A 21207-nucleotide genomic window follows, 5' to 3' on the forward strand; every position below is an offset into this window, starting at 1 on the left:
TCCGCGCTAAAAAATCATCGCTTTTGTTTTTTGTCATGTCGACAAAGGAGACATCTCACAAGCAACTAAAACCATGATTATGTGATGTCTCCTAACGTCGACATGACAAACTTTTCTAAAAAAACTAATCCTTATTACGCCCTTTTTCATTTGGGTATAATGCATAAACCGGATCACTTTGTAAAAAATCTTTGGTATCAATATCCATACCCGAAATACGTCCTTTAAAAGCCGCACCAGTATCCACATTCCAAATATTAACAGCGTTCATTGGTGTATCACATTTAAAATTAGTCGTTGGCGTATGCCCTATATATATTTCGTGATAATGTTTTAGTCTATTAGGGTAAAAATAAGAATCAACTTCTAAATTATTATCAATCGCTAAAGCCATTTCCCATAAGGTTCTATCAAAATACAAGGTTGGCGGATGCACTTCTTTTTCTACACCGTGCATAGAGGTAAAACCAGCATGCAGAAACAATCGGTTTTGTTCATCCAAATGATACATTTTTAAGTTATCAAAAAAGGAAATATGCGCCTGTTTTTCTTCATCTGTAAAACCTTGATAACTCGCCATGGTTTCCTTTCCCCCATGCACATACCACGTTTGGTCTACTTTTCCTGTTTTTAACCATTGTTGACACCAAACATCATGATTTCCACGAATAAATATACAGTCTATTTTTTCCGATAGATCAATTAAACACTGAACAACTTGAGCTGCCTCACTCCAGCCATCAACATAATCACCCATAAAAATAAGGTGATCTTCGTCTTTTATTTCCAACTTATTTAAAAGTTGAACTAACGCTTTTAATCCTCCGTGAATATCTCCAATTGCAATTGTTCGCATCTGTATTTTTTTTGGCAAAGCTAATAGAATATAAATAATATTAAAAAACAGACAGATTAAATTTAGATTAAAAATTATATAACAATTTTACCGTTTAACAACTGATTATATAATAATTATAACACTCTATAAAGAAACCTATTACAAATAATTTTTCTATATTTAATACCAAACAAAACTTATACTAATTAAAACCACTCGCATTGAAAATACAAAAAGTACTCGTTGCTAATAGAGGCGAAATTGCCATTAGAATTTTTAGAGCCTGCACTGAAATTAATATTAAAACCGTTGGTATTTATACTTTTGAAGACCGTTATTCTCTACACCGCTACAAAGCGGATGAATCTTATCAAATTGGGGAAGATAACGAACCTTTAAAACCCTATTTAAATATTGACGCTATTATACAAACGGCGCTAAAAAATGAAGTCGATGCTATTCATCCTGGTTATGGATTTCTATCGGAAAATGCCGATTTTGCACAAGCCTGTGAAGATAACGGCATTATTTTTATTGGACCAAAAGTATCGGTTTTAAAAGCTTTAGGCGATAAAATTACGGCAAAAACCGTTGCTGTAGAAAATAACATCCCTATTATTCAAAGTAATACCGCCCCGTTAACTAGTATTGATGTAGCGCTTTCGGAAGCTAAAAAAATTGGCTACCCAATAATGCTAAAAGCAGCATCTGGTGGCGGCGGACGTGGCATGCGGGTGATTCGAAAAGAAGACGAACTTAAAGGGGCTTTTAACGAAAGTAAACGTGAAGCTCTAAATGCTTTTGGTGACGACACCGTGTTTCTTGAAAAATTTGTAGAAAATCCAAAACATATAGAAATTCAAATTGTTGCCGATAGTTTCGGCAATACCGTTCATTTATTTGAACGCGATTGCTCGGTGCAAAGACGCTACCAAAAAGTGATTGAATTTGCGCCTTCTTTTGGCTTAAAAGATGAAACCAAACAGGCCCTTTACAACTATGCTATTAAAATTTGTAAAGCCGTAAATTACAATAATATTGGAACGGTTGAGTTTTTGGTAGACGATGATGATTCTATCTATTTTATTGAAGTAAACCCACGGGTACAAGTGGAACACACCGTTACCGAAGTGATTACGAATATTGATTTAATAAAAACCCAACTATTTATTGCTGGTGGTTATAAACTATCGGACGAGCAAATAAAAATACCGAGTCAAGAATCCGTTCATATCAATGGTTATGCATTACAATGTAGAATTACCACCGAAGATCCTCAAAATGATTTTAAACCCGATTACGGAACGGTTTCTGCTTACCGAAGTGCGTCTGGTTTTGGCATTCGTTTAGATGCAGGAAGTATTTATCAAGGTGCTACTATTTCACCGTTTTTCGATTCTATGCTGGTAAAAGTTACGGCACACGGCAGAACCCTCGATGGTGCTAGTAGAAAAATTCGTCGGGCTTTGGCCGAATTTAGAATTCGTGGTGTAAAAACCAACATGCCTTTTCTTGATAATATTTTAAAACATACTACATTTAGACAAGGCCTGGTTACTGTTAATTTCATTAAAGCTAATCCGGATTTATTCATATTTAAAGCGCCCAGAAATAGAGCCACAAAACTCATCACCTATTTAGGCGATGTTATTGTAAACGGTAATCCCGACGTTAAAAAAATAGATCACTCAAAAACCTTTATAAAACCTAAAGTTCCAAAGTTCGATGCCAATGCGGCTTACCCAGAAGGTACCAAAGATTTATTAACCAAATTAGGCCCCGAAAAATTCTCGCAATGGTTAATGCATGAGAAAAAAGTGCATTTTACCGACACCACCATGCGTGATGCGCACCAAAGTTTATTGGCCACACGCATGCGAACTTACGATATGATGAAGGTTGCCGAAGGTTACGCTAAAAACCATCCCGATATTTTTAGTATGGAAGTTTGGGGCGGTGCCACCTTTGATGTTTGCTTGCGTTTTCTTCAAGAAAATCCATGGGAACGTTTACGTATGTTACGTAAAGCCATGCCTAACGTCCTGTTACAAATGCTTATTCGTGGTTCTAACGGCGTGGGTTACAAGGCGTATTCCGATAATTTAATTGGCGAATTTGTAGCCCAATCTTGGGAAAATGGGGTGGATGTTTTTAGAATTTTCGATTCCCTAAACTGGATGAAATCGCTTGGACCATGCATAGAACATGTACGCACAAGAACTGGTGGTTTAGCCGAAGGTTCTATTTGCTATACCAATGATATTTTAAATCCCGAAAACACCAAATACAACTTAAAATATTACGTCAATTTAGCCAAAGAAATAGAAGGCGCTGGTGCTCATATTTTAGGCGTAAAAGACATGGCCGGTTTACTAAAACCTTATGCGGCCTACGAGCTTATTTCGGCATTAAAATCGGAGCTAAATATTCCTATTCACTTACATACGCATGATACCTCATCCATTCAATCGGCTACCTATTTAAAAGCGATTGAAGCGGGTGTTGATGTGGTTGATGTTGCACTTGGTGGTTTATCGGGTTTAACCTCGCAGCCCAACTTTAACTCGGTGGTCGAAATGCTAAAATTTCAAGACCGTGCTAGTAACATTAATATCGATTCTTTAAATGAATATTCTAATTATTGGGAAACCGTAAGAGAGTATTATTATCCATTTGAATCGGGCTTAAAATCGGGTTCGGGAGAAGTTTTTAAACATGAAATTCCGGGCGGACAATACTCTAACTTAAAACCGCAAGCTCGAGGCTTAGGTTTGGAAGATCGCTTTCACGAAATCACCAAAATGTACGGCGAAGTAAACAAGCTCTTTGGCGATATTATAAAAGTAACACCAAGTTCCAAAGTGGTTGGCGATATGGCGCAATATTTAGTGAGCAACAATTTAACCATTGAAGATGTAAAAGAACGAGGGGACACTATTTCCTTTCCGCAATCGGTAGTGGATTTATTTAAAGGTGAATTGGGGCAACCTGTTGGAGGATTCCCCGAAGCGCTTCAAAAATTAATTTTAAAAGATGAAAAACCATACACCAATAGACCGAATGCGCATATTCCACCTATTGATATTGATCAAGAATTTAAAGCCTTCAAAAAAATATTTGAATACGATTTAAGTCGCCGTATCGATTATACCGATTTTCTATCCTATCAACTTTACCCCAAAGTATTTACCGATGCTTTTAACAAGCATTTAAAATATGATAACCTGATGAATTTACCTACCAAGAATTTTTTCTACGGTATGGAAATTGGAGAGGAAACCATTGTTGAATTGGACAAAGGAAAAACCTTATTAATTACTTTAGATTCCATAGGAAAAGCTAATGATGAAGGCATGGTTAAAGTGTATTTTAAAGTTAATGGCCAAGGCCGAAGTGTTGAAATTAAAGACACGTCCATTAAAGTTAATAAAGTTGAAAACATAAAAGCCGATAAAGCGGATGCTAATGAAATTGGCGCACCGCTACAAGGAATGCTTTCGACTATTTTGGTAAAAAAAGGCGATAAAGTCACTAAAAACCAACCGCTATTTATTATTGAAGCCATGAAAATGGAAACTACCATTACGGCAACAGAAGACGCTACGGTGAAGAAAATTATTCTTAAAACAGGGTTTATGGTAAACTCTGATGATTTGGTAATGGTTTTAGATTAAACCCAAATAACCGCTAATAAAAAAGTTGCAAGTTTACATGCGAAGATTTCCACAAGAAAAACGGAACATGATAAACTTACAGCTTTCTTTTTTATAAGCGTTTTGCGCTGAGTTATTCAATAGTTAAGCGCTACTCTACTATTTTTTCGAGTGCATTTTGTTTAAACTCGAACCAATTTGTTCTAAAATTGGATTCCTCAACGAGATATTTAAATTTCTGAAAAGGTTTTTTATTTGCTAAAACAAATTCCAATTCCCCTTTAAGTGCTTCATCAGGTAATTGACCAACAAACTGTTCCATAATTTTAAAAGACTCAAAACTTTCTAACCCTTCCAATTTTATTAAATCCTTTTTTTGTTTTTTCACCTGTTTCAATTCGATTTCAAAAGCCTCTTTAAAATCATCTTCGTCCCACATATCCGAAAAATAAGGGATACTAATAATTTCGTCTGTTTTAGTATTATAATAACAGGTGTTTCCGCAATCTAATTCTTGCGCGATTTTGTTTAATATGGATTTAGACACTTTCATTCTACTATTTTAAAAAGGGTTTACTCCACAAGGATTTTATACCCCCATGCACTACTATTTTAAATTCTAATGCTGTAAATACTATGTCGTTATAGGTTGTAAAACTAGAACAATCGCTATCTTTTCATTCAGCATCGACTTTAAAATCAAAGATATAAATTTCCGAAACACTAATCTTTAAATTAACAATTTCGTTTTCCTCAGCCATAGAACATCCCTATAAGCCTTGATAGTACCTTCTGAAATAAATGTAATTGTAACAGTTTCAGCATTGTTTGAAACATTTATTTTTTCAATATTTTCAAAACCGTAAGCTCCGTTAACAAAAAGGATTTTACGAATAGTTTTTTTACAATTTCAAAAATTAAACATCGGTAACATGTAATACATTCTTGAATACAACAACTGGAATGATTTTGAACCTTAAGATTATTTATACTAAACTGACATTTTTTTTCATCTCATAGATACAAACACTTATTATAAAGATTGCTTTAAACTTGTAACCCTTTCATTGTCTTAAACTTACTTTTCATTAAAAACTATCTAAAATCCATAACGTTATTTTTTATAATTTTTTAACACATAAAACTTTGTATAGATTACTGGTTTTTAATACATTGCACTTACCAACCAAAAAAAATCCTACATATGAAAATTTGTCCAAAATGTAAGTCTCCTTATCGACATCGAACGAAAAGAAAACTACTTCCAAAATTAATTCCAGGAGCAAAATCGTATTCTTGTAATGCTTGCTACACGAAATACACTTGGTTTCCCATTATTAATCGCACTTTAAAGGTGTAAAAAATTAGTATCGGTAGTGAAGGGATTTAAAAAAATCTTAGCAAAACAACAAGTGTAGCTTTGCTACAACTTATTGTTTTTTTATTCCTACAATAAAAGTTAAATTTAATAAAGGTTTTATTAAATTTAACTTTTATCCTATTGATTTCGTTAAAATTTAAGAGTTCCCGAAAAATTAATAGCAATAATATTTATAATTAATTAAGGCTTGAGCATGAAGCCTTAGTGTTGCTAACGAGTATTTTTAGTTCACTTTTTTAGTCATTTTTCTTACTTTAAGTTTTGCTCTATATCCATTCGAAAAATTAAAAATACTGACCAATACCAAACACTAAACCCTGTGTGGCACCTTTAGAAACTCCATAGCCATAATCTATTCTAAACACCGCATTATATATTTTTTTATGAAAAAGGCGTACCCCAATTCCTGGATACAACTTCATGTTTTTGCTTTTACTAAAATCGGAAAGCTCGCCTCCCGGATTTCTCCAAGAACCTGCATCTATAAAAGCATTACCTTGTAAAACAAACCATTTTTTCTCAAAAAGCGTATGGCGGTACTCTGTATTTACCACAATTACTCCCGTACCTCTATCTATAGTATTCCCTACGCCACGAATATTTACGTTATTATCTACAGAAAAAGGCGCAAAAGGTGTATCATTATTAGATGCTAGACCTAGACGTATTCTGTTTGCCCAATTCCCTTTCTGGCCAACGCGTTTGAAAACAAAAAAATCGTTCCAGCCAATATAAAAATCTTCCATACCTTTTTGATTAGACGTTACAAACTGAAAATTAAACTGACTTCGGAATCCAGAAATATATTGGTAATAATAGTCTAAGGTGTTATAATCGTAAATTCCCTTTATAAGCCATTTTGGAATATTGAGCTCTAGCGGAACATTTTCACTAGTTTCTCCATTTTGATATTGGTAATCTTCTTCAAAACGGTTAAACCCAATTTCCAGTTTATTACTAAAATTGAATTCATAAAGACCAGAAACCTCTACAGACTTATTATTATACCTATAATTAGCCGATGTATTATTGAAAAACACAGGCTCCAATGTGGTTAAACTTTGTAAATTAAAAGCCAAACCTAGCCGTTTGGAAAACAAATAAGGCGCTCTAAAATTTAAAGCGTAACTTTTAAAAACATCTTTTTGATAAAAGCCTCCAATGGCAATATTTCTTCCAAAGGCATTAAAATCAGCTAAACCTATGCGGTAAGCAAACTCATCGTTATTAGTGGTATAAATATGAAGTGAAGGAATGAGTGTAAAATTTTCTTCAATACCATAAAACACATTATACTTACCATCTTCCGCAAAAAAAACTTGGTAATAAGCATGTGCAACAGATGGTAACCTTTTTAACCGCTTAATGTCTTGTTCAATAATAGTAGAATCTAAAGCGCTACCACCTTTTATTGATGCTAAACGTTTAATAAAACTCGTTTTTAATTTATTATTCCCTTGAATTTTTAAATCGGCGACCATATGGTTTTGCGCCATACCATGAGCAAAGGTTATTAATAAAATAAAAAGAATTGTTTTTTTCATTATTCAACAGTAAATGGCGTCATGATCACTTGGTTTACCCAATTATCGATGCTCACGTCCATTACTGTAAATATATAATTATTTCCCGATATTAAATTTGGCGGTGTATTTGGAGTAATATTGAGCACCACATTATCTAGTTTATAATATTGAAATTGATTTTTATAGGTGTAAGTTCCTGAGATCAAATCAGAACTCTCTGTAGTTAAAACCTCAAAGAAAATAGCATTGTTTTCTTCGGAAAGAATATCCCATGAAAATAAAGGCATTCCGGTTTCTTGCTGATTAATATTAACCTCATTAACCCATTGAGATGGTTGATTGCTTTTTTTATTTCGAATTGGGGTGGCTACTTTAACCACATCGTCTATTTGATAAACCACCGTAAACCAAGCGGCATTAGATGTCGTTTCGAAAAAACGCAACGCTCCATTAAAAAGAGGTTTGGTTGGTAAATCTATAAAATGATATTTTGAAAAATCCTTACCGTCTATTTCAAACTCATTGGTTTCATATAATTTAAATTGACTCGCACCTTCTTCTGGATAAAAATAAACATTAACAAGATTAGTATTCTTTTCACTGCTAGCGGCACAGGCTATTACAGCATCTTCTTCGAGAACTACCGCACTTAAAAACTGGGATAAAATAGTGTTATTATTTAAAACTAATTCTCCACTATCATTGCTTGTACAAGCATTAACAATTAAGTATATAATAACATATTTTAACTTACCGATATGCCTCATAATGCGATTTGATTATCTGTTCTACAGGTTTATTTTGTGGTGTAAACCTGGAGTTATTTTCTCCACCCGCACTTTCATGGTTATGGAACCATTTCCAAATAAATCCGCCTGCAAACCAATCTTCTTTCCAAAAGGTTTTAAACAATGCTTCAGAAGTGTTGGTTTGAGCTTCTAAGTTTACAGAATTCATTGCTCGATCACTACGCCAAGGTTCTTTACCTGTGAAATCTACACTTCGATAACCAAACTCGGTAAATAGTATCTGCTTTTTATAAGTTTCTGATGTGCTTTTAATAACCGCTTTATGTGTCCCCCAGTTAGCCATACATTCGGCAACTGTTGGTGTTTTGCTTTCGCTTACGGGAAAATAAGCATCTATACCAATATAATCTAGTTTATCCCAAAAAGGTGTACTTTTAAACTCATCCCAATTAGCAGCGTAGGTCAGTTTCCCCTTATAAACCATTTTAATTTCAGTTATTAAATTAGTCCAATATACAGGTCTATTGGCTATAAATTTTTCTAATTCTGTACCTATACAAAAAATATCGGCATTTAATTCTTCGGCTAACTTGGCATATTCTAAAATAAATTTAGAGTACGATGTTTCAAAAACCTTCCAATTCGCTTCCGTTGCCATTTCTATGTGCCCGGTATAAACCCCATGACTTACCCAAATTTGGGGTTTAATCATTATTTTTATATCGTGTTTTTTTAGCTCTACGGCATATTGCTGTGCGCCATGTTTAGTTTCGCCTAACCATTGTCTATGCGTGTTATAAACAATTTCGGGATGCGTAATATCTCTAATAAAACCAAAAGGCATAACGGCAGCAAAATTGGCATTTACATTAACAACGGGCATTACATTTTTTTGAGATATTGCTTCTCGAGAGGCAACAAAACTAACACCATTTATTTTTTTTGGTTGAGCATTACAACGCTGTAAAACAAACAGGGTAAGTAAAACCAGAAGTATATTTCTTTTCATTAAAAAGTTTTTTAGCTCCTAATTTACTACTAAACATTAAAACAATGCTCTTAAACCTATGTTAAAAGATTGCCCTAGCCCAGTATCATTACCTCTCACAAAACCTGTATAAAGGGTTTCTACATTAAGAACATCTGTTAATTGATACTTTAAACCACCTCCAAGTGCTGTAAAATCCTGAGAGAAATCATTTCCAGCATCAATTAATTGTGAGTGCTGTATCAACCCTAATACAGTAAATTTAGAACTCGGGAAATAACTTAAAAATACACCCGGAGTTAAGCGTAAACTATTGTTTGCAAAACTCCCTCCTACTTGAATTCCAGAGCTATCTCTTTCTAATTTTTTACCAAAGTTGAATTCTGAATTAAGCTCTGAAAACAATTGCCATTTTCCGCCAGAAAAACTGTAATCATAGAAAAAACGATTTTGAAATATAAACCCTTTTTGATCTAAAAAAACATTGTTTTCAGTTTCATTATCTATTAAAGGAATATGAAAAGCAGTTTGAATTGTAAAATTCCCCACACCTTTAATAGGATTAAATTTTATGGCCGGAGCAAAAGAGGTTAAACCAGAACGTGCGGAATTTGTTTCTCCATCAAATTTAAAAACATCTAAAGCGTCTCTACCACCAACAACATTAGAGCGAAACTCTAATAATAACCCAACATTTAATTTACTATTAGCTGAAATTCCAGTAAAAACATCTAATGTAGACGTGAAAAAGGTTTCTCTATCCTTATCTTGTTTTGCCCCATTTTCTCCAAATAAATCTTTGGTTTCCGTATATAAATTATTAAACCATTTTATATCCCATTGGCCACTACTTAATAGTTTTGATGGTGTATAGGTTTGAATATTACTTTTTTTATTTTCAGTAGTATCTTCTTGAGCAAAGCCTACTAAAGATATAGTTAACAGTAAAATTGTTAGTGTTTTTTTCATCATGCTGTGTTTTAAAATTTGTTTTAAAGTGCGTTAGTTTTCCAGTTATAAGAGAAGTAGCTCAATTTATAATTGGCAGGTATTTTTTCAGTTCTGTAAAGGTTTATAAAGTCAATTTCATTTTTTCCATTCATGGTAAAATCACCTTTATACCATTCCATAATTTGAGATGCCTCAACACGTTTCTTTTTAACATTTACTTTTAAAAAACTTCCGTTAAGGGCAATTTTAGTTTGTTTCGTCATTTGGCTATCTAATGTATTAGGCAAATACGCATTACTTATTAATGGCGGGCAACCTATAGCGCCACATACTAATACAAAGTGAAATCTTGCATCGTTAAAAACCTCACGTAACAGTTTATGTTCTATATTATTTAGGGTTGTGTTTTTACCACCTAAAGGATATGTTGTTTTATCAAAAAAGCCTTTTTTATCTAAAGGAGAGTTTAACGGATAGTTATCTATAATCCCTTTTATTACTGATAAATTATAAGCGTTTATCCAGAATGCCTGATAAACATTTGCATCTGTTTTTGATACAGAAATACCTTCGGCTAGCTTTAAAACCTCAATCAAAGTTTGAGGTTCGCTGTGTATTTTAGCATAATTAACTTTTCCGTTAAGCACATAGGTTTTAAAAAAAGCATCGGCTTTAGAAAAGAAATCGTTAGTGTTTTGAGCAAAACTGGTAACAGATAATATGCCCATGGCAAATAATACAATAATATGTTTTTTCATTTTATAAATTTTAATGATACAAAGTAAAGGTTCTTCTTTTTTTTAATTTGTTAGCCACCTTACAGTTTGAAAAAGTTTTTTTAAAAGTCTGTAAAACAAAGTTGCCCTTACAGAAAACTTCTATTTAAAATGATTATAAACTAACTACTAAAGTTAAGTTATTACCTTTAAAACGACCTAAAGAATCACAATTCTAAAAAATTATGGAACATATTGTTATAATCGGGAATGGAATTTCGGGTGTTACCGCAGCGCGACACATTAGAAAACTTTCTGACAAAAAAATTACTATTATATCGGCTGAAACCGAATATTTTTTCTCTCGAACCGCACTTATGTATGTATACATGGGACATATGACGTTTGAACATACGCAGCCCTATGAGAACTGGTTTTGGAAAAAGAACAGCATAGAACTAAAAAAAGCTTTTGTTAAAACCGTTGACACGGAAAACAAAACGCTCCATTTTGAAGATGGCGGATTTTTAAGCTACGATAAACTTATTATAGCTACTGGAAGTAAACCTAACAAATTTGGTTGGCCTGGTCAAGATTTAGATGGGGTTATGGGGATGTACCATAAACAAGATTTAGAAAATCTAGAAAAATATGCACCCAATAATAAGGTGTGCAAACGTGCCGTAATTGTTGGAGGTGGATTAATTGGTATTGAAATGGCCGAAATGTTGCACTCACGACATATTCCTGTAACTTTCTTAGTACGAGAGAATAGTTTTTGGAATGGTGTTTTACCTGAAGGTGAAAGTAATATGATAAACCGAGAAATTTTAAGTAGCGGTATCGATTTAAGGCTTTCAACCAACTTAAAAGAAATAGTTGCTGATGAGAACGGCCAAGTAAAATCGATTATTATTGATGAAACTGGAGAAGAGATTCCTTGCCAGGTTGTTGGATTAACCGCTGGTGTATCTCCAAACATAGATTTTATAAAAGATTCTAAAATTGAAATCGGACGCGGAATAAAAGTAAATCGCTATTTAGAAACCAATATAAAAGATGTTTACGCTATTGGTGATTGTGCCGAACAACACGAAGGTATTGCCCAACGCCGCCCTATTGAAGCCGTTTGGTACACGGGCCGTATGATGGGGGAAACCATAGCTCAAACTATTTGTGATAATAAAATACAATACAAACCTGGGCATTGGTTTAACTCTGCTAAGTTTATCGATATAGAATACCAAACTTATGGTTGGGTTTGGGCACAAACCAAAGACCATGAATCTCGATTTTATTGGGAGCACGAAAGCGGTAAAAAATGCATTCACTTAAATTATGATAAAACTACTCGCGAATTTATTGGAATTAACACCTTTGGAATTCGTATGCGTCACGAATTTTTTGACAAAATTTTAAATGTAAATCGTACGGTAGATTACGTTTTAGAACATTTAGCCGACGCTAATTTCGACCCTGAATTTTACAAACTTCACGAAAAGGAAATCGTTGCAAAATTCAACCAAGAAAACAATACTAACATTCAATTAAAAAAGAAAAGCTGGAAACGTATTTTTAGCAAATCATAAGATATGAAAGCAATAAAACAAACCGGGTTAAGCCTTTTTCTATTAGGCCTCGCCATATTTATAGGAACCATTTTTACAGGCTCATTTAACTTAACACAAGCTGAGTTAGATACGTTTTTAAAAGAAAAAAATTATAAAAGCGAAATAATAGCAGACGAGTTACAAAAAGCCATTGTAACCTCTGAAGGTTTAAATATTTTTCAATTTTCGAGTGGTGTTATAGGTGCCTACGCCGCATCGAACAAACATTATGATGATCTTATTAAAAAATATGATTCTGAAAAAAACTGGGATAAAAAAGGAGAGCAATTTCAATATAAAATATCGGGAAAACCGCATAGTTTAAGCTTTTCTTTAGCCAAAGCTGCAGGAAAAGGGCCTGTTCCGGACAGCACAGGACTAATGTGGTTTCTAACCTTTGGTTTGGCCATTATTGGAGCGCTCATGTATATTATTCCAGATGTTATTTTACTTGGAAAACCTGGAATTAAAAACAATGGCATCTTTTTAAATGCAGCTACAAACCGTGGTTGGATTGGTTGGTTCGCGTTTATATTTCTAGTTACTTTTTACATTCTACTTTATTTTTATCCAGACTATATAGTAAACTGGGTGTATTTAGTAGATCCTATAAGTAAATCGATAAGCGGAAATCCTGCAAGCCAATGGTTTTTATACGGTTTTTTATATTGCACCGTAATGACGGTTATGGCAATAAGAATGTATATAAAATATCGCCATAACAAATACCAAATATTAAGAACAACATCTGTTTTATTTTTTCAAATTGTATTTGCCTTTTTAATCCCTGAAATTCTAGTTCGTTTTGAGAAACCTTGGTACGATTTTAAAAATGCCTTTCCTCTTGATTACGATTTTTTCTTTAAATGGAATCTACAAGAACTTTTAGATAGTGGTGCTTTTGGTTTATTTATTTTAGTTTGGGGTATTGTTTTAACCATAGTTGTTGTGCCTGTTATGGTATATTTCTTCGGAAAAAGATGGTACTGCTCTTGGGTTTGTGGTTGCGGTGGTCTAGCCGAAACTTTAGGCGATCCATATAGACAACTATCTAGCAAAACATTATTGTCGTGGAGAATGGAACGTATTATAATTCACTCTGTACTTATATTTGTTTTAGTCATGACGGGTTTCGCGCTTTACACATTCTTTTCTGGACAAGGTGAAGTTTTAGGTGTTAAAACCCAAACCATACAAGATATATATGGATTTTTAATAGGATCTATTTTTGCAGGAGTTATCGGCACGGGCTTCTATCCTATTTTTGGCAACCGTGTCTGGTGCCGTTTTGGATGTCCTTTAGCTGCATATTTAGGTTTTGTTCAACGTTTTAAATCACGATTTAGAATTACAACCAATGGCGGACAATGTATTTCTTGCGGAAACTGTTCTACATATTGCGAACAAGGTATTGATGTTAGAGCTTATGCACAAAAAGGCGAAAATATAGTGCGCTCTAGTTGTGTTGGCTGTGGTGTTTGTTCTGCAGTATGCCCAAGAGGGGTGTTAAAATTAGAAAACGGTCCAGAAACAGGTCGTATAAACCCTACAGATGTTTTACTTGGCAATGATGTTGATTTAATGAATTTAGTAAATAAAAAATAATGACCTCCTTCTACTATCTAATTTTAATTTTTATTGCTTTTAATAATTTAAACGATACTACTTATCAAAAAGCATATTATAACAATGGAAATATTGCGTCTGAAGGATGGATTAAGAATAATAAAAAAGAAAAATACTGGAAGTTTTATTATGATAATGGTAAAATTAAAAAAGAAGGTCATTTTTCAAATAATAATCCTGTGGAATATTGGTATTTTTACGCTCAAAATGGTTTAAAAGAAAAGGAAGGTCACTATGCTAACGGACAAAAAACTAATTGGTGGGTGTTTTACAACAACTTAGGTCAAGTTAACCATAAATGCCAACTTAAGTTTAATAAAAAAAATGGCTACTGCCTGATGTATAAAAATCAAAAAATAGTTTCGGCCAGTAAATATGTAGATGGTAAAAAAATTAAAGCATGGCACAACCTAAAAGATTTTAAAAAAGAAAACAACCTACTTAATTTAAGATGACCCACATAAAAGTCATAATCCCTGCATACAATGAAGCAGATTCCATAACCCATGTTATAAACAACATTCCTACCGAGGTTAATGAGGTTATTGTAGTTAGTAATAATTCCACCGATAATACAGAAGCTAATGCAAAACAAGCTGGTGCCACCGTTTTAACAGAAACCAACAAAGGTTACGGCTATGCTTGCTTAAAGGGTATGGATTATATTGCTAAAGCCTCAAAAAAACCAGATATTGTTGTGTTTTTAGATGGCGACTATAGCGATTACCCCGAGGAACTTACCAAAATAGTTGCCCCAATAATTAACGATAATTTAGACTTTGTTATTGGTGCTCGTGTAAAAGCCCTACGAGAAGCAGGATCTATGACTAAGCCTCAAGTGTTTGGAAACTGGCTAGCCACCACTTTAATGCGCTTGTTTTTTGGTGCAAAATTTACCGATTTAGGTCCTTTTAGAGCCATTAAATACAACAAATTACTAGCTCTTAACATGGAAGATAAAACCTATGGATGGACGGTAGAAATGCAATTAAAAGCCTTAAAACAAAAATTATCGTATACCGAAATTCCTGTTAATTACAGAAATAGAATAGGCGTTTCTAAAGTATCAGGTACAATAAAAGGCGCTATATTTGCAGGCGTAAAAATCTTGGGATGGATTTTTAAATACAGTATAAAAAAATGATTTTAGAAAGTATAATTATTACCATTTACACCATTGCTTTGCTTCTTATTTTAATATATGCACTAGCACAACTAAACTTACTGTTTAATTATTTATCGGCGAAAAGAAAAGAAGACTCCTCGGTAAAATTCGATTTAACAAATCCAGATGAAATCCCTTTTGTTACCATACAACTTCCCGTTTATAATGAAATGTATGTTATGGAGCGTTTGCTGGATAATATTGCCTTAATAGAGTATCCAAAAGATAAATTAGAAATTCAGGTTTTAGATGATTCTACCGATGAAACCGTGGAAACAACAAAAGCTCAAATTGAAAAATTACGAGCCACTGGTTTAGATATTAAACACCTTACTAGAACCAATCGTGTAGGTTTTAAAGCCGGAGCACTAAAAGAAGGGTTAGAAATCGCCAAAGGTGAATTTATTGCTATTTTTGACTCCGATTTCCTCCCTAAAAAAGATTGGTTAAAGCAAACCGTTCCTTATTTTAAAAACCCAAAAATTGGCGTGGTACAAACGCGTTGGGGACATATAAATAGAAACTACTCTATACTGACTAAAATTCAAGCCTTTGCACTCGATGCGCATTTTACGCTAGAACAAGTGGGAAGAAACAGTAAAGGCCACTTTATAAACTTTAATGGTACGGCTGGATTATGGCGTAAAGCTTGTATCCTTGATGCAGGAAACTGGGAAGGCGATACATTAACCGAAGATTTGGATTTAAGTTACCGCGCTCAACTAAAAAATTGGGAATTCAAATATTTAGAAGATGTAGAAACTCCAGCCGAACTTCCTGTAGTTATTAGTGCCGCAAGATCGCAACAATTTAGATGGAATAAAGGTGGCGCCGAAAATTTCAAAAAAATGAAATGGCGTGTTTTAAAAAACAAGACCATTTCGACAAAAACCAAAATACATGGTTTGTTACATTTACTAAATAGTACCATGTTTTTTAATATTCTTTTAGTAGCAATTTTAAGCATTCCTATGCTTTACATTAAAAACGAATATGCGCACTTAAAAGGGTATTTTATTGTTATGAGTTTCTTTGTAATAAGCACCCTCATATTTTTTATATGCTACTGGGTGATGTATAAAAATATTTACGGTGGAGGAATAAAAAACTTTGTAAATTACATTGGTATGTTTTTCGTGTTTTTCTCTATTGCCATGGGATTTTCATTACACAATACTATTGCCGTAATTGAAGGCCATATTGGGAAAAAGAGTGAATTTGTTCGCACACCAAAATTTAACATCAGTAAAATTAAAGACAGTTGGAAAACCAATCAATACATCAAAAAAACGGTGTCGTTCAACGTTATTTTTGAAGGTTTACTCATGGCTTATTTTGCTTTTGGTATGTATAGTGCCTTTGTTGTTGGGGACCAAGGTGGCGATTTCGGACTTTTCCCTTTTCACCTGATGCTATTTTTAGGCTTCGGTTTTGTATTTGTAAAATCTATATTTTCTAAGGCTTAACTGTAAATATTCTGTTTTGATATTTTATAAGAAGAAATTCCAAACCAGTCCAAAACGCACTGTAAAATCTCGATAGGGATTGTTTGGTGCCGAAAAATAATTATACCCCGTAAAAGCCGAATTAAAATGCTCTGCTTTTAAGAAAATTCTTGTTTGGCGCACTTTTGCGTTTATGAAAAAGTCCAACCGTGGAAACTCACCAAATTCTTGGTCATTTTGCACATAAAACTCGGCTAAAACAGGATCGTAAGCATTCATATTATACTTTGTAAAATAATTTAAAGTTACCCCTGTTTGTAAATACAACGCCTTATTAAACAAATTACTCGCATAATACAGCGTGTTACGCATGTTTAACTCTGGAACATTGAGCACCCCGGTTCCGTTTTGTACATTTTGGTACATAAAGGTGTTGTTCAAAGCAAATTTTCCAACTCTAATTTCCTTATCGAGCTTCACTCTTAAATAATTAATAGTGCCGCCGTATTGTGTTGGTGTTACTAAGCCAGAAACATCATCTGTTTTAAAATAGGTGTAATCGGTAATGGTAGAATAATCGACACTTAGGTTTAGTAATTTATCCGATTTTAATTTAAAAGCCAATTGTTGCGTGTCGGTATTATTGAAATTATTCCGCCAGTTATAGTTTATATAATCGCTTTGATACAGTAAAAAATTATAATTAGGAGCTTTGGAACTATGATTTAAAGAAGCAATGGCCTGAATATCATTATTTAACCTAAAACTAGCTTCCCCTTTTATAAAGTTGCCATCAAAATCTCCAGAGATATTCACCCCTGCTTCACCCAATAAATCGAAACCTTTATAACGCTTATGATATTTTCCGCCAGCAGAAACCACGTCGCCTTTAAGTCTATTGGTAATGGTGTTCCCATTTAAAATAACCACTTTATTATACCCGTAATTAAAATTATCGTAACCTAAATTAAACTGTAAATCTCCAACAATATTATTACTATAATTTAATTGAAATTGATTGTGAAAATGTTCTAAGGTAGCACGGTCTTTTAAACTTGAATTTTTAAAAGCTTCTCCAAAAATATCTGTTGTAGCACTACTTTGGTTGTATTCAAAATACTTATCTTCAAAAGAAAGAACATGTCCTAAATTCAAATTATTTCGAGATAATGAATCTTTTTGATTAATAAACGCATAATTATGCTCTAAATGAAAACGTTTAGCTTTTAAAATACTTTTGGCATTTTCAAAGTTTACTTCTAAAATAGAACGGTCTAAAAACTCTTCTTCTCCATCTTCAAAATACGCCACATTATCGTCTTGGAGCCCTCCATTTTCTTCATTAAATAAATCCTGAGTTACAATATGTCCACGTAAATGATATCTATTATTTTCTGAAACATAGTTTGATGTAAATCTAAAATTACCCGTACTTGTTACCAAATGCTGATATTTACCAATAGATCGCATGCCTTTATAAGCAATTGAAAAATTAAAACGCGGACTGGTATTTACCGTAAAAAAAGCATCGAGAAGTTGCCCTTGCTCAAAAGCCGTTTTATACATTAACTCGGTTAACGGTGTTGGCACATGGTAGTAATTAATATCTTCAATTTCCATAAAGTTGAAATGCCTTGCTCGTGCTCCTAGGGCGGGCATTAACTTCGTGTTTTTAAAATTGTAGGTTAAACTATTATAGGTTTGTCCTAAATTTGAAAATGGAATTAACCCAAAATTATCTTTTCGTAAATAATTGAATTTATACTCTTTTTTAATGGATAGCGTGGTATCTACATAAGTAGTATCGTTTTCTGACGATATAATTAAGTAGGTTTGAATTTTAGGTTTTCCTTCTTTATCGTCTCCAAATACCGCTTTGGATAGTTTACTTTGAGATTTTACACTATCCTGCTCTTGAGATCGAGAATCTTTCCCATTGGGTAATTCACGTGGTCCCTCTTGCGCGTTTAACACATTAAACAACAGCAAACAAAAGAATGACAGAACTATTTTATTCATAAATACAAAAATCTTGCTTTGGTTTTACTTTCGCAAATATTACCGTTGCAAATGTAAATACAAAATATGATAACGTTTAAAAATGCTGTGAATTATTTATAGTAGTTGTTAAAATAAAAACAGTACCGATAAATAAGTGGGTTCCGTAAAAATAAAAACCGACTTTTAAAGGTATTAAAAGTCGGTTTTTTTAAAATAAAATATTAATTAAAATCAAATAATTATGATCCCCACTGGTAATAATTAATAGCATATTTAGGATTATCTCCATTAATCATGGTTACAGTAGGATTCGTATAAGTAGCAAAAGTACCATCATATTTCATGTAAAAACCAGAAACACTTTTAACTATGGCATCTACAAGCTCTACTACTGTTGCGCCTCTGCTCTCAGCATTACCACTTTGCCCAGTTACTTCAAAGTACATTTTTCCATCAATAATTTCACGTTCTAAATAGTAATTCATACTATAGCTAGTACTTCCACTCCAGTATTGTATGGAAAGGTAAGGATCTGCTGTTGCTGCAGGAAGTACATTGTATAGATAAAATCTATAAATAGTTCTACCGCCGTTAGCATTAGTAAAGTCTTCTTGAGTTCTTGCATAAAGTTCATTAAAAGCATTACTTGATCTTTCTGTATCTACGTAGTTATATCTTAAATTAGTAAAACCTTCAAACTTAGGAGGGGTTAAAGGTAGTCCTGGAATATTATCATAAATAATTTTCAACCCGTCTGTAGTATTTTCATACAGATTTTCAGTTTCATTAAAAGTAAAACTTGTTAAGGAGGTTTCGTTAATTACTAAAGGTTTTAAAAAACTAAATCCTGTAGCTGTAATTGCTATGGGAGCATTCTCTACAACAACAGAATCGTCTTTAAGGTAACTAACCGTTGCGAGTCTGGTTGAAACGTTATAGTTAAATGTAGCTATAATGTCATCGTTTAATAAAATATTTCTAAAAACAGAATTCGTGCCATCACCTGCTATCATTTCTGCCGAGTTGTATATGGGTTCAAAATCTGTACTTGTAGGACCTGCTGGAGTTAATGTCCATACGGTAACATCATTACCATAATCTAATTTACTTTCTAATATAATTTCTTCATCGGTAACAGAAAGAATATTGAATACAAACTCACCTTGATTAGCATTATCATTTAAAGAAAAAATTTCACTAAACACGGAGTATGACTCTAAGACCATTTCAATTTTTAAGGTTTTATCTAACCTATAAGTAATGGTATTATCATGGATTCCCTCGTCATAATCTGAATTTATTTTTACATTTCCATCTGCATCAAATTTCATCACCATAGCATAAGCTCCAAATGATTCGTTTGGCGAATAATATCCAACCCACCCATTATCTGGTTTAGTTAAAACATCTTGGTAGATGGTGATAAACTCATCTGTCCTTTCTTTTATAGATTTTTCGAATAATGGTTCTACATCATTATCTGTACAACTAGATACAAATAGTAATAGTAGAAACATACTTATTTTTCCAATAAGATTACATATCTTTTTCATTGTTATATTTTTAAGTTATTATATTTCTATTAATGCCCTTTTAACATTAATCAGGAATTTCTCCTGTCTCTACTACGTTATTCAATCTTTCCTGCACGATGTCTCTCACTTTCAATAAATCTATATCGAAATTAGTTTTATAATAATCTAATACGAGATCAACTTTTTGCTTAATTTTTAATCGTCCTTCGTTAAGTTCTCGACAGTTTATTATTTCATCTTCATCGGTTAAACTCGAACAATCTTGTTGTGTAATAAAATCTTCGGCAAAAGTAGCTTCGTCTACAACTACTAAATGAGATATTATTTCACAAAAATCTTCAAATTCATTTAGTGTTCCATAGTTTCTAACCATACCTAGTTTTATAGCGTCATCACGAGACACTCCATTACTCCAGTTTTGCCCTAAATACTTTTCAGATATGGAACTAAACCCTATAGGCATACCATAAGTTTGATGAACAATATGCGAAAATTCATGATGTACCGTTGCTAAAATGCCCCCACCCGGGTTGGCTAACCAAGTGCGGTTAGAAAAATCTAAGCTATTTAAATTTAATAAGGTAACGCGGGCTCCAGCTTCGGCATATCCTAATAACCTAGAACCATCATCATTATAAATGTAAGATCCAATGTAAACCAATTCTGCAGGAAATAAATCTGCTATTAATTGCTCTCCGCCTTCACCAGACGTAGAATAAGGTTCTATCCATAAATGATTTACTAATTTGGTTGACGGTACCACCAAATCTGAATACACTGGTGTTGCTCGTTGGGATGGATCGATAAAATTATCATTCCATCTCCAACGGGTTGCTGTTTTATACACTTCAAATAGACTCTCTCCGTTATTATCATATAAATATTGATCGTTAGGATGTGATAAATCTGGAGTGTCTGGTTGCACATATTTACTATTACTATCATCAGATGTATTACACTGGATGTTTACCATAGCCAATGTGATAATAGCAAAATATTTAATTATATTTTTCATTGTTTATT

The 21207-nt window shown here is 33.2% G+C and carries 16 protein-coding genes; 6 read left to right on the forward strand and 10 right to left on the reverse strand.

The annotated features are described in order from the left end of the window. Window positions 1-124: 124 nt before the first annotated feature. Window positions 125-856, reverse strand: a complete 732-nt coding sequence (locus tag FQU21_RS11335; RefSeq protein ID WP_147678128.1) for a metallophosphoesterase family protein — start codon at window positions 854-856, stop codon at window positions 125-127. Window positions 857-1059: 203 nt separating this feature from the next. Here FQU21_RS11335 and FQU21_RS11340 point away from each other — a divergent pair, with 203 nt between their 5' ends. Next, window positions 1060-4512: a pyruvate carboxylase gene (locus FQU21_RS11340; protein ID WP_147678129.1), complete on the forward strand. Its 3453-nt coding sequence runs from the start codon at window positions 1060-1062 to the stop codon at window positions 4510-4512. A gap of 130 nt (window positions 4513-4642) precedes the next feature. Here FQU21_RS11340 and FQU21_RS11345 read toward each other — a convergent pair whose 3' ends face one another. The 6 genes from FQU21_RS11345 to FQU21_RS11370 form a co-directional block, all read right to left on the reverse strand. Next, the gene (locus tag FQU21_RS11345) at window positions 4643-5044 is read right to left on the reverse strand and encodes a UPF0158 family protein (RefSeq protein ID WP_147678130.1); all 402 of its coding nucleotides are present in this window, start codon (window positions 5042-5044) and stop codon (window positions 4643-4645) included. Between the two features lie 1112 nt (window positions 5045-6156). Continuing rightward, the gene (locus FQU21_RS11350; RefSeq protein ID WP_147678131.1) at window positions 6157-7416 is read right to left on the reverse strand and encodes a POTRA domain-containing protein; all 1260 of its coding nucleotides are present in this window, start codon (window positions 7414-7416) and stop codon (window positions 6157-6159) included. After that, window positions 7416-8165 (reverse strand): hypothetical protein, encoded by a 750-nt coding sequence (locus FQU21_RS11355; RefSeq protein ID WP_147678132.1) that lies wholly within the window; start codon window positions 8163-8165, stop codon window positions 7416-7418. Before FQU21_RS11355 ends, FQU21_RS11350 begins: the two co-directional genes overlap by 1 nt. Further along, a complete protein-coding gene (locus FQU21_RS11360) occupies window positions 8149-9156 on the reverse strand; it encodes a glycoside hydrolase family 113 (protein ID WP_147678133.1) in 1008 nt (335 codons plus the stop codon). Before FQU21_RS11360 ends, FQU21_RS11355 begins: the two co-directional genes overlap by 17 nt. 36 nt (window positions 9157-9192) lie before the next feature. Beyond that, window positions 9193-10104, reverse strand: coding sequence for a hypothetical protein (locus FQU21_RS11365; RefSeq protein WP_147678134.1), 912 nt, complete (start codon window positions 10102-10104; stop codon window positions 9193-9195). Between the two features lie 23 nt (window positions 10105-10127). Next, on the reverse strand, window positions 10128-10844 hold the full coding sequence (locus FQU21_RS11370) for a DUF547 domain-containing protein (protein WP_187269374.1): 717 nt from the start codon (window positions 10842-10844) through the stop codon (window positions 10128-10130). A 203-nt stretch (window positions 10845-11047) separates the two neighbouring features. Between FQU21_RS11370 and FQU21_RS11375 the strand changes: the two genes are divergently transcribed. The 5 genes from FQU21_RS11375 to FQU21_RS11395 are packed head-to-tail and all read left to right on the forward strand — an operon-like array spanning window position 11048 to window position 16669. Then, on the forward strand, window positions 11048-12391 hold the full coding sequence (locus FQU21_RS11375; RefSeq protein ID WP_147678135.1) for an NAD(P)/FAD-dependent oxidoreductase: 1344 nt from the start codon (window positions 11048-11050) through the stop codon (window positions 12389-12391). A 3-nt stretch (window positions 12392-12394) separates the two neighbouring features. Beyond that, window positions 12395-14017, forward strand: coding sequence for a 4Fe-4S binding protein (locus FQU21_RS11380; protein WP_147678136.1), 1623 nt, complete (start codon window positions 12395-12397; stop codon window positions 14015-14017). Beyond that, the gene (locus FQU21_RS11385; protein WP_147678137.1) at window positions 14017-14493 is read left to right on the forward strand and encodes a toxin-antitoxin system YwqK family antitoxin; all 477 of its coding nucleotides are present in this window, start codon (window positions 14017-14019) and stop codon (window positions 14491-14493) included. Before FQU21_RS11380 ends, FQU21_RS11385 begins: the two co-directional genes overlap by 1 nt. Then, entirely contained in the window at window positions 14490-15182 is a 693-nt protein-coding gene (locus tag FQU21_RS11390) for a glycosyltransferase family 2 protein (RefSeq protein WP_147678138.1), read from the forward strand. Before FQU21_RS11385 ends, FQU21_RS11390 begins: the two co-directional genes overlap by 4 nt. Next, complete coding sequence (locus FQU21_RS11395; RefSeq protein ID WP_147678139.1) at window positions 15179-16669, forward strand: cellulose synthase family protein; 1491 nt, start codon at window positions 15179-15181, stop codon at window positions 16667-16669. Before FQU21_RS11390 ends, FQU21_RS11395 begins: the two co-directional genes overlap by 4 nt. A gap of 24 nt (window positions 16670-16693) precedes the next feature. Here the strand turns inward: FQU21_RS11395 and FQU21_RS11400 are convergent, their stop codons facing one another. The 3 genes from FQU21_RS11400 to FQU21_RS11410 all read right to left on the reverse strand — a co-directional run bounded on the left by FQU21_RS11400 (window position 16694) and on the right by FQU21_RS11410 (window position 21199). Next, complete coding sequence (locus tag FQU21_RS11400; RefSeq protein ID WP_147678140.1) at window positions 16694-18667, reverse strand: putative porin; 1974 nt, start codon at window positions 18665-18667, stop codon at window positions 16694-16696. Window positions 18668-18888: 221 nt separating this feature from the next. Continuing rightward, a complete protein-coding gene (locus FQU21_RS11405; RefSeq protein WP_147678141.1) occupies window positions 18889-20202 on the reverse strand; it encodes a DUF4302 domain-containing protein in 1314 nt (437 codons plus the stop codon). Between the two features lie 46 nt (window positions 20203-20248). Next, a complete protein-coding gene (locus tag FQU21_RS11410; protein WP_147678142.1) occupies window positions 20249-21199 on the reverse strand; it encodes a substrate import-associated zinc metallohydrolase lipoprotein in 951 nt (316 codons plus the stop codon). Between the last annotated feature and the right edge of the window lie 8 nt (window positions 21200-21207).

The sequence above is a fragment of the Algibacter pacificus genome, from assembly GCF_008033385.1.
In the GTDB taxonomy this organism is placed as follows: domain Bacteria; phylum Bacteroidota; class Bacteroidia; order Flavobacteriales; family Flavobacteriaceae; genus Algibacter; species Algibacter pacificus.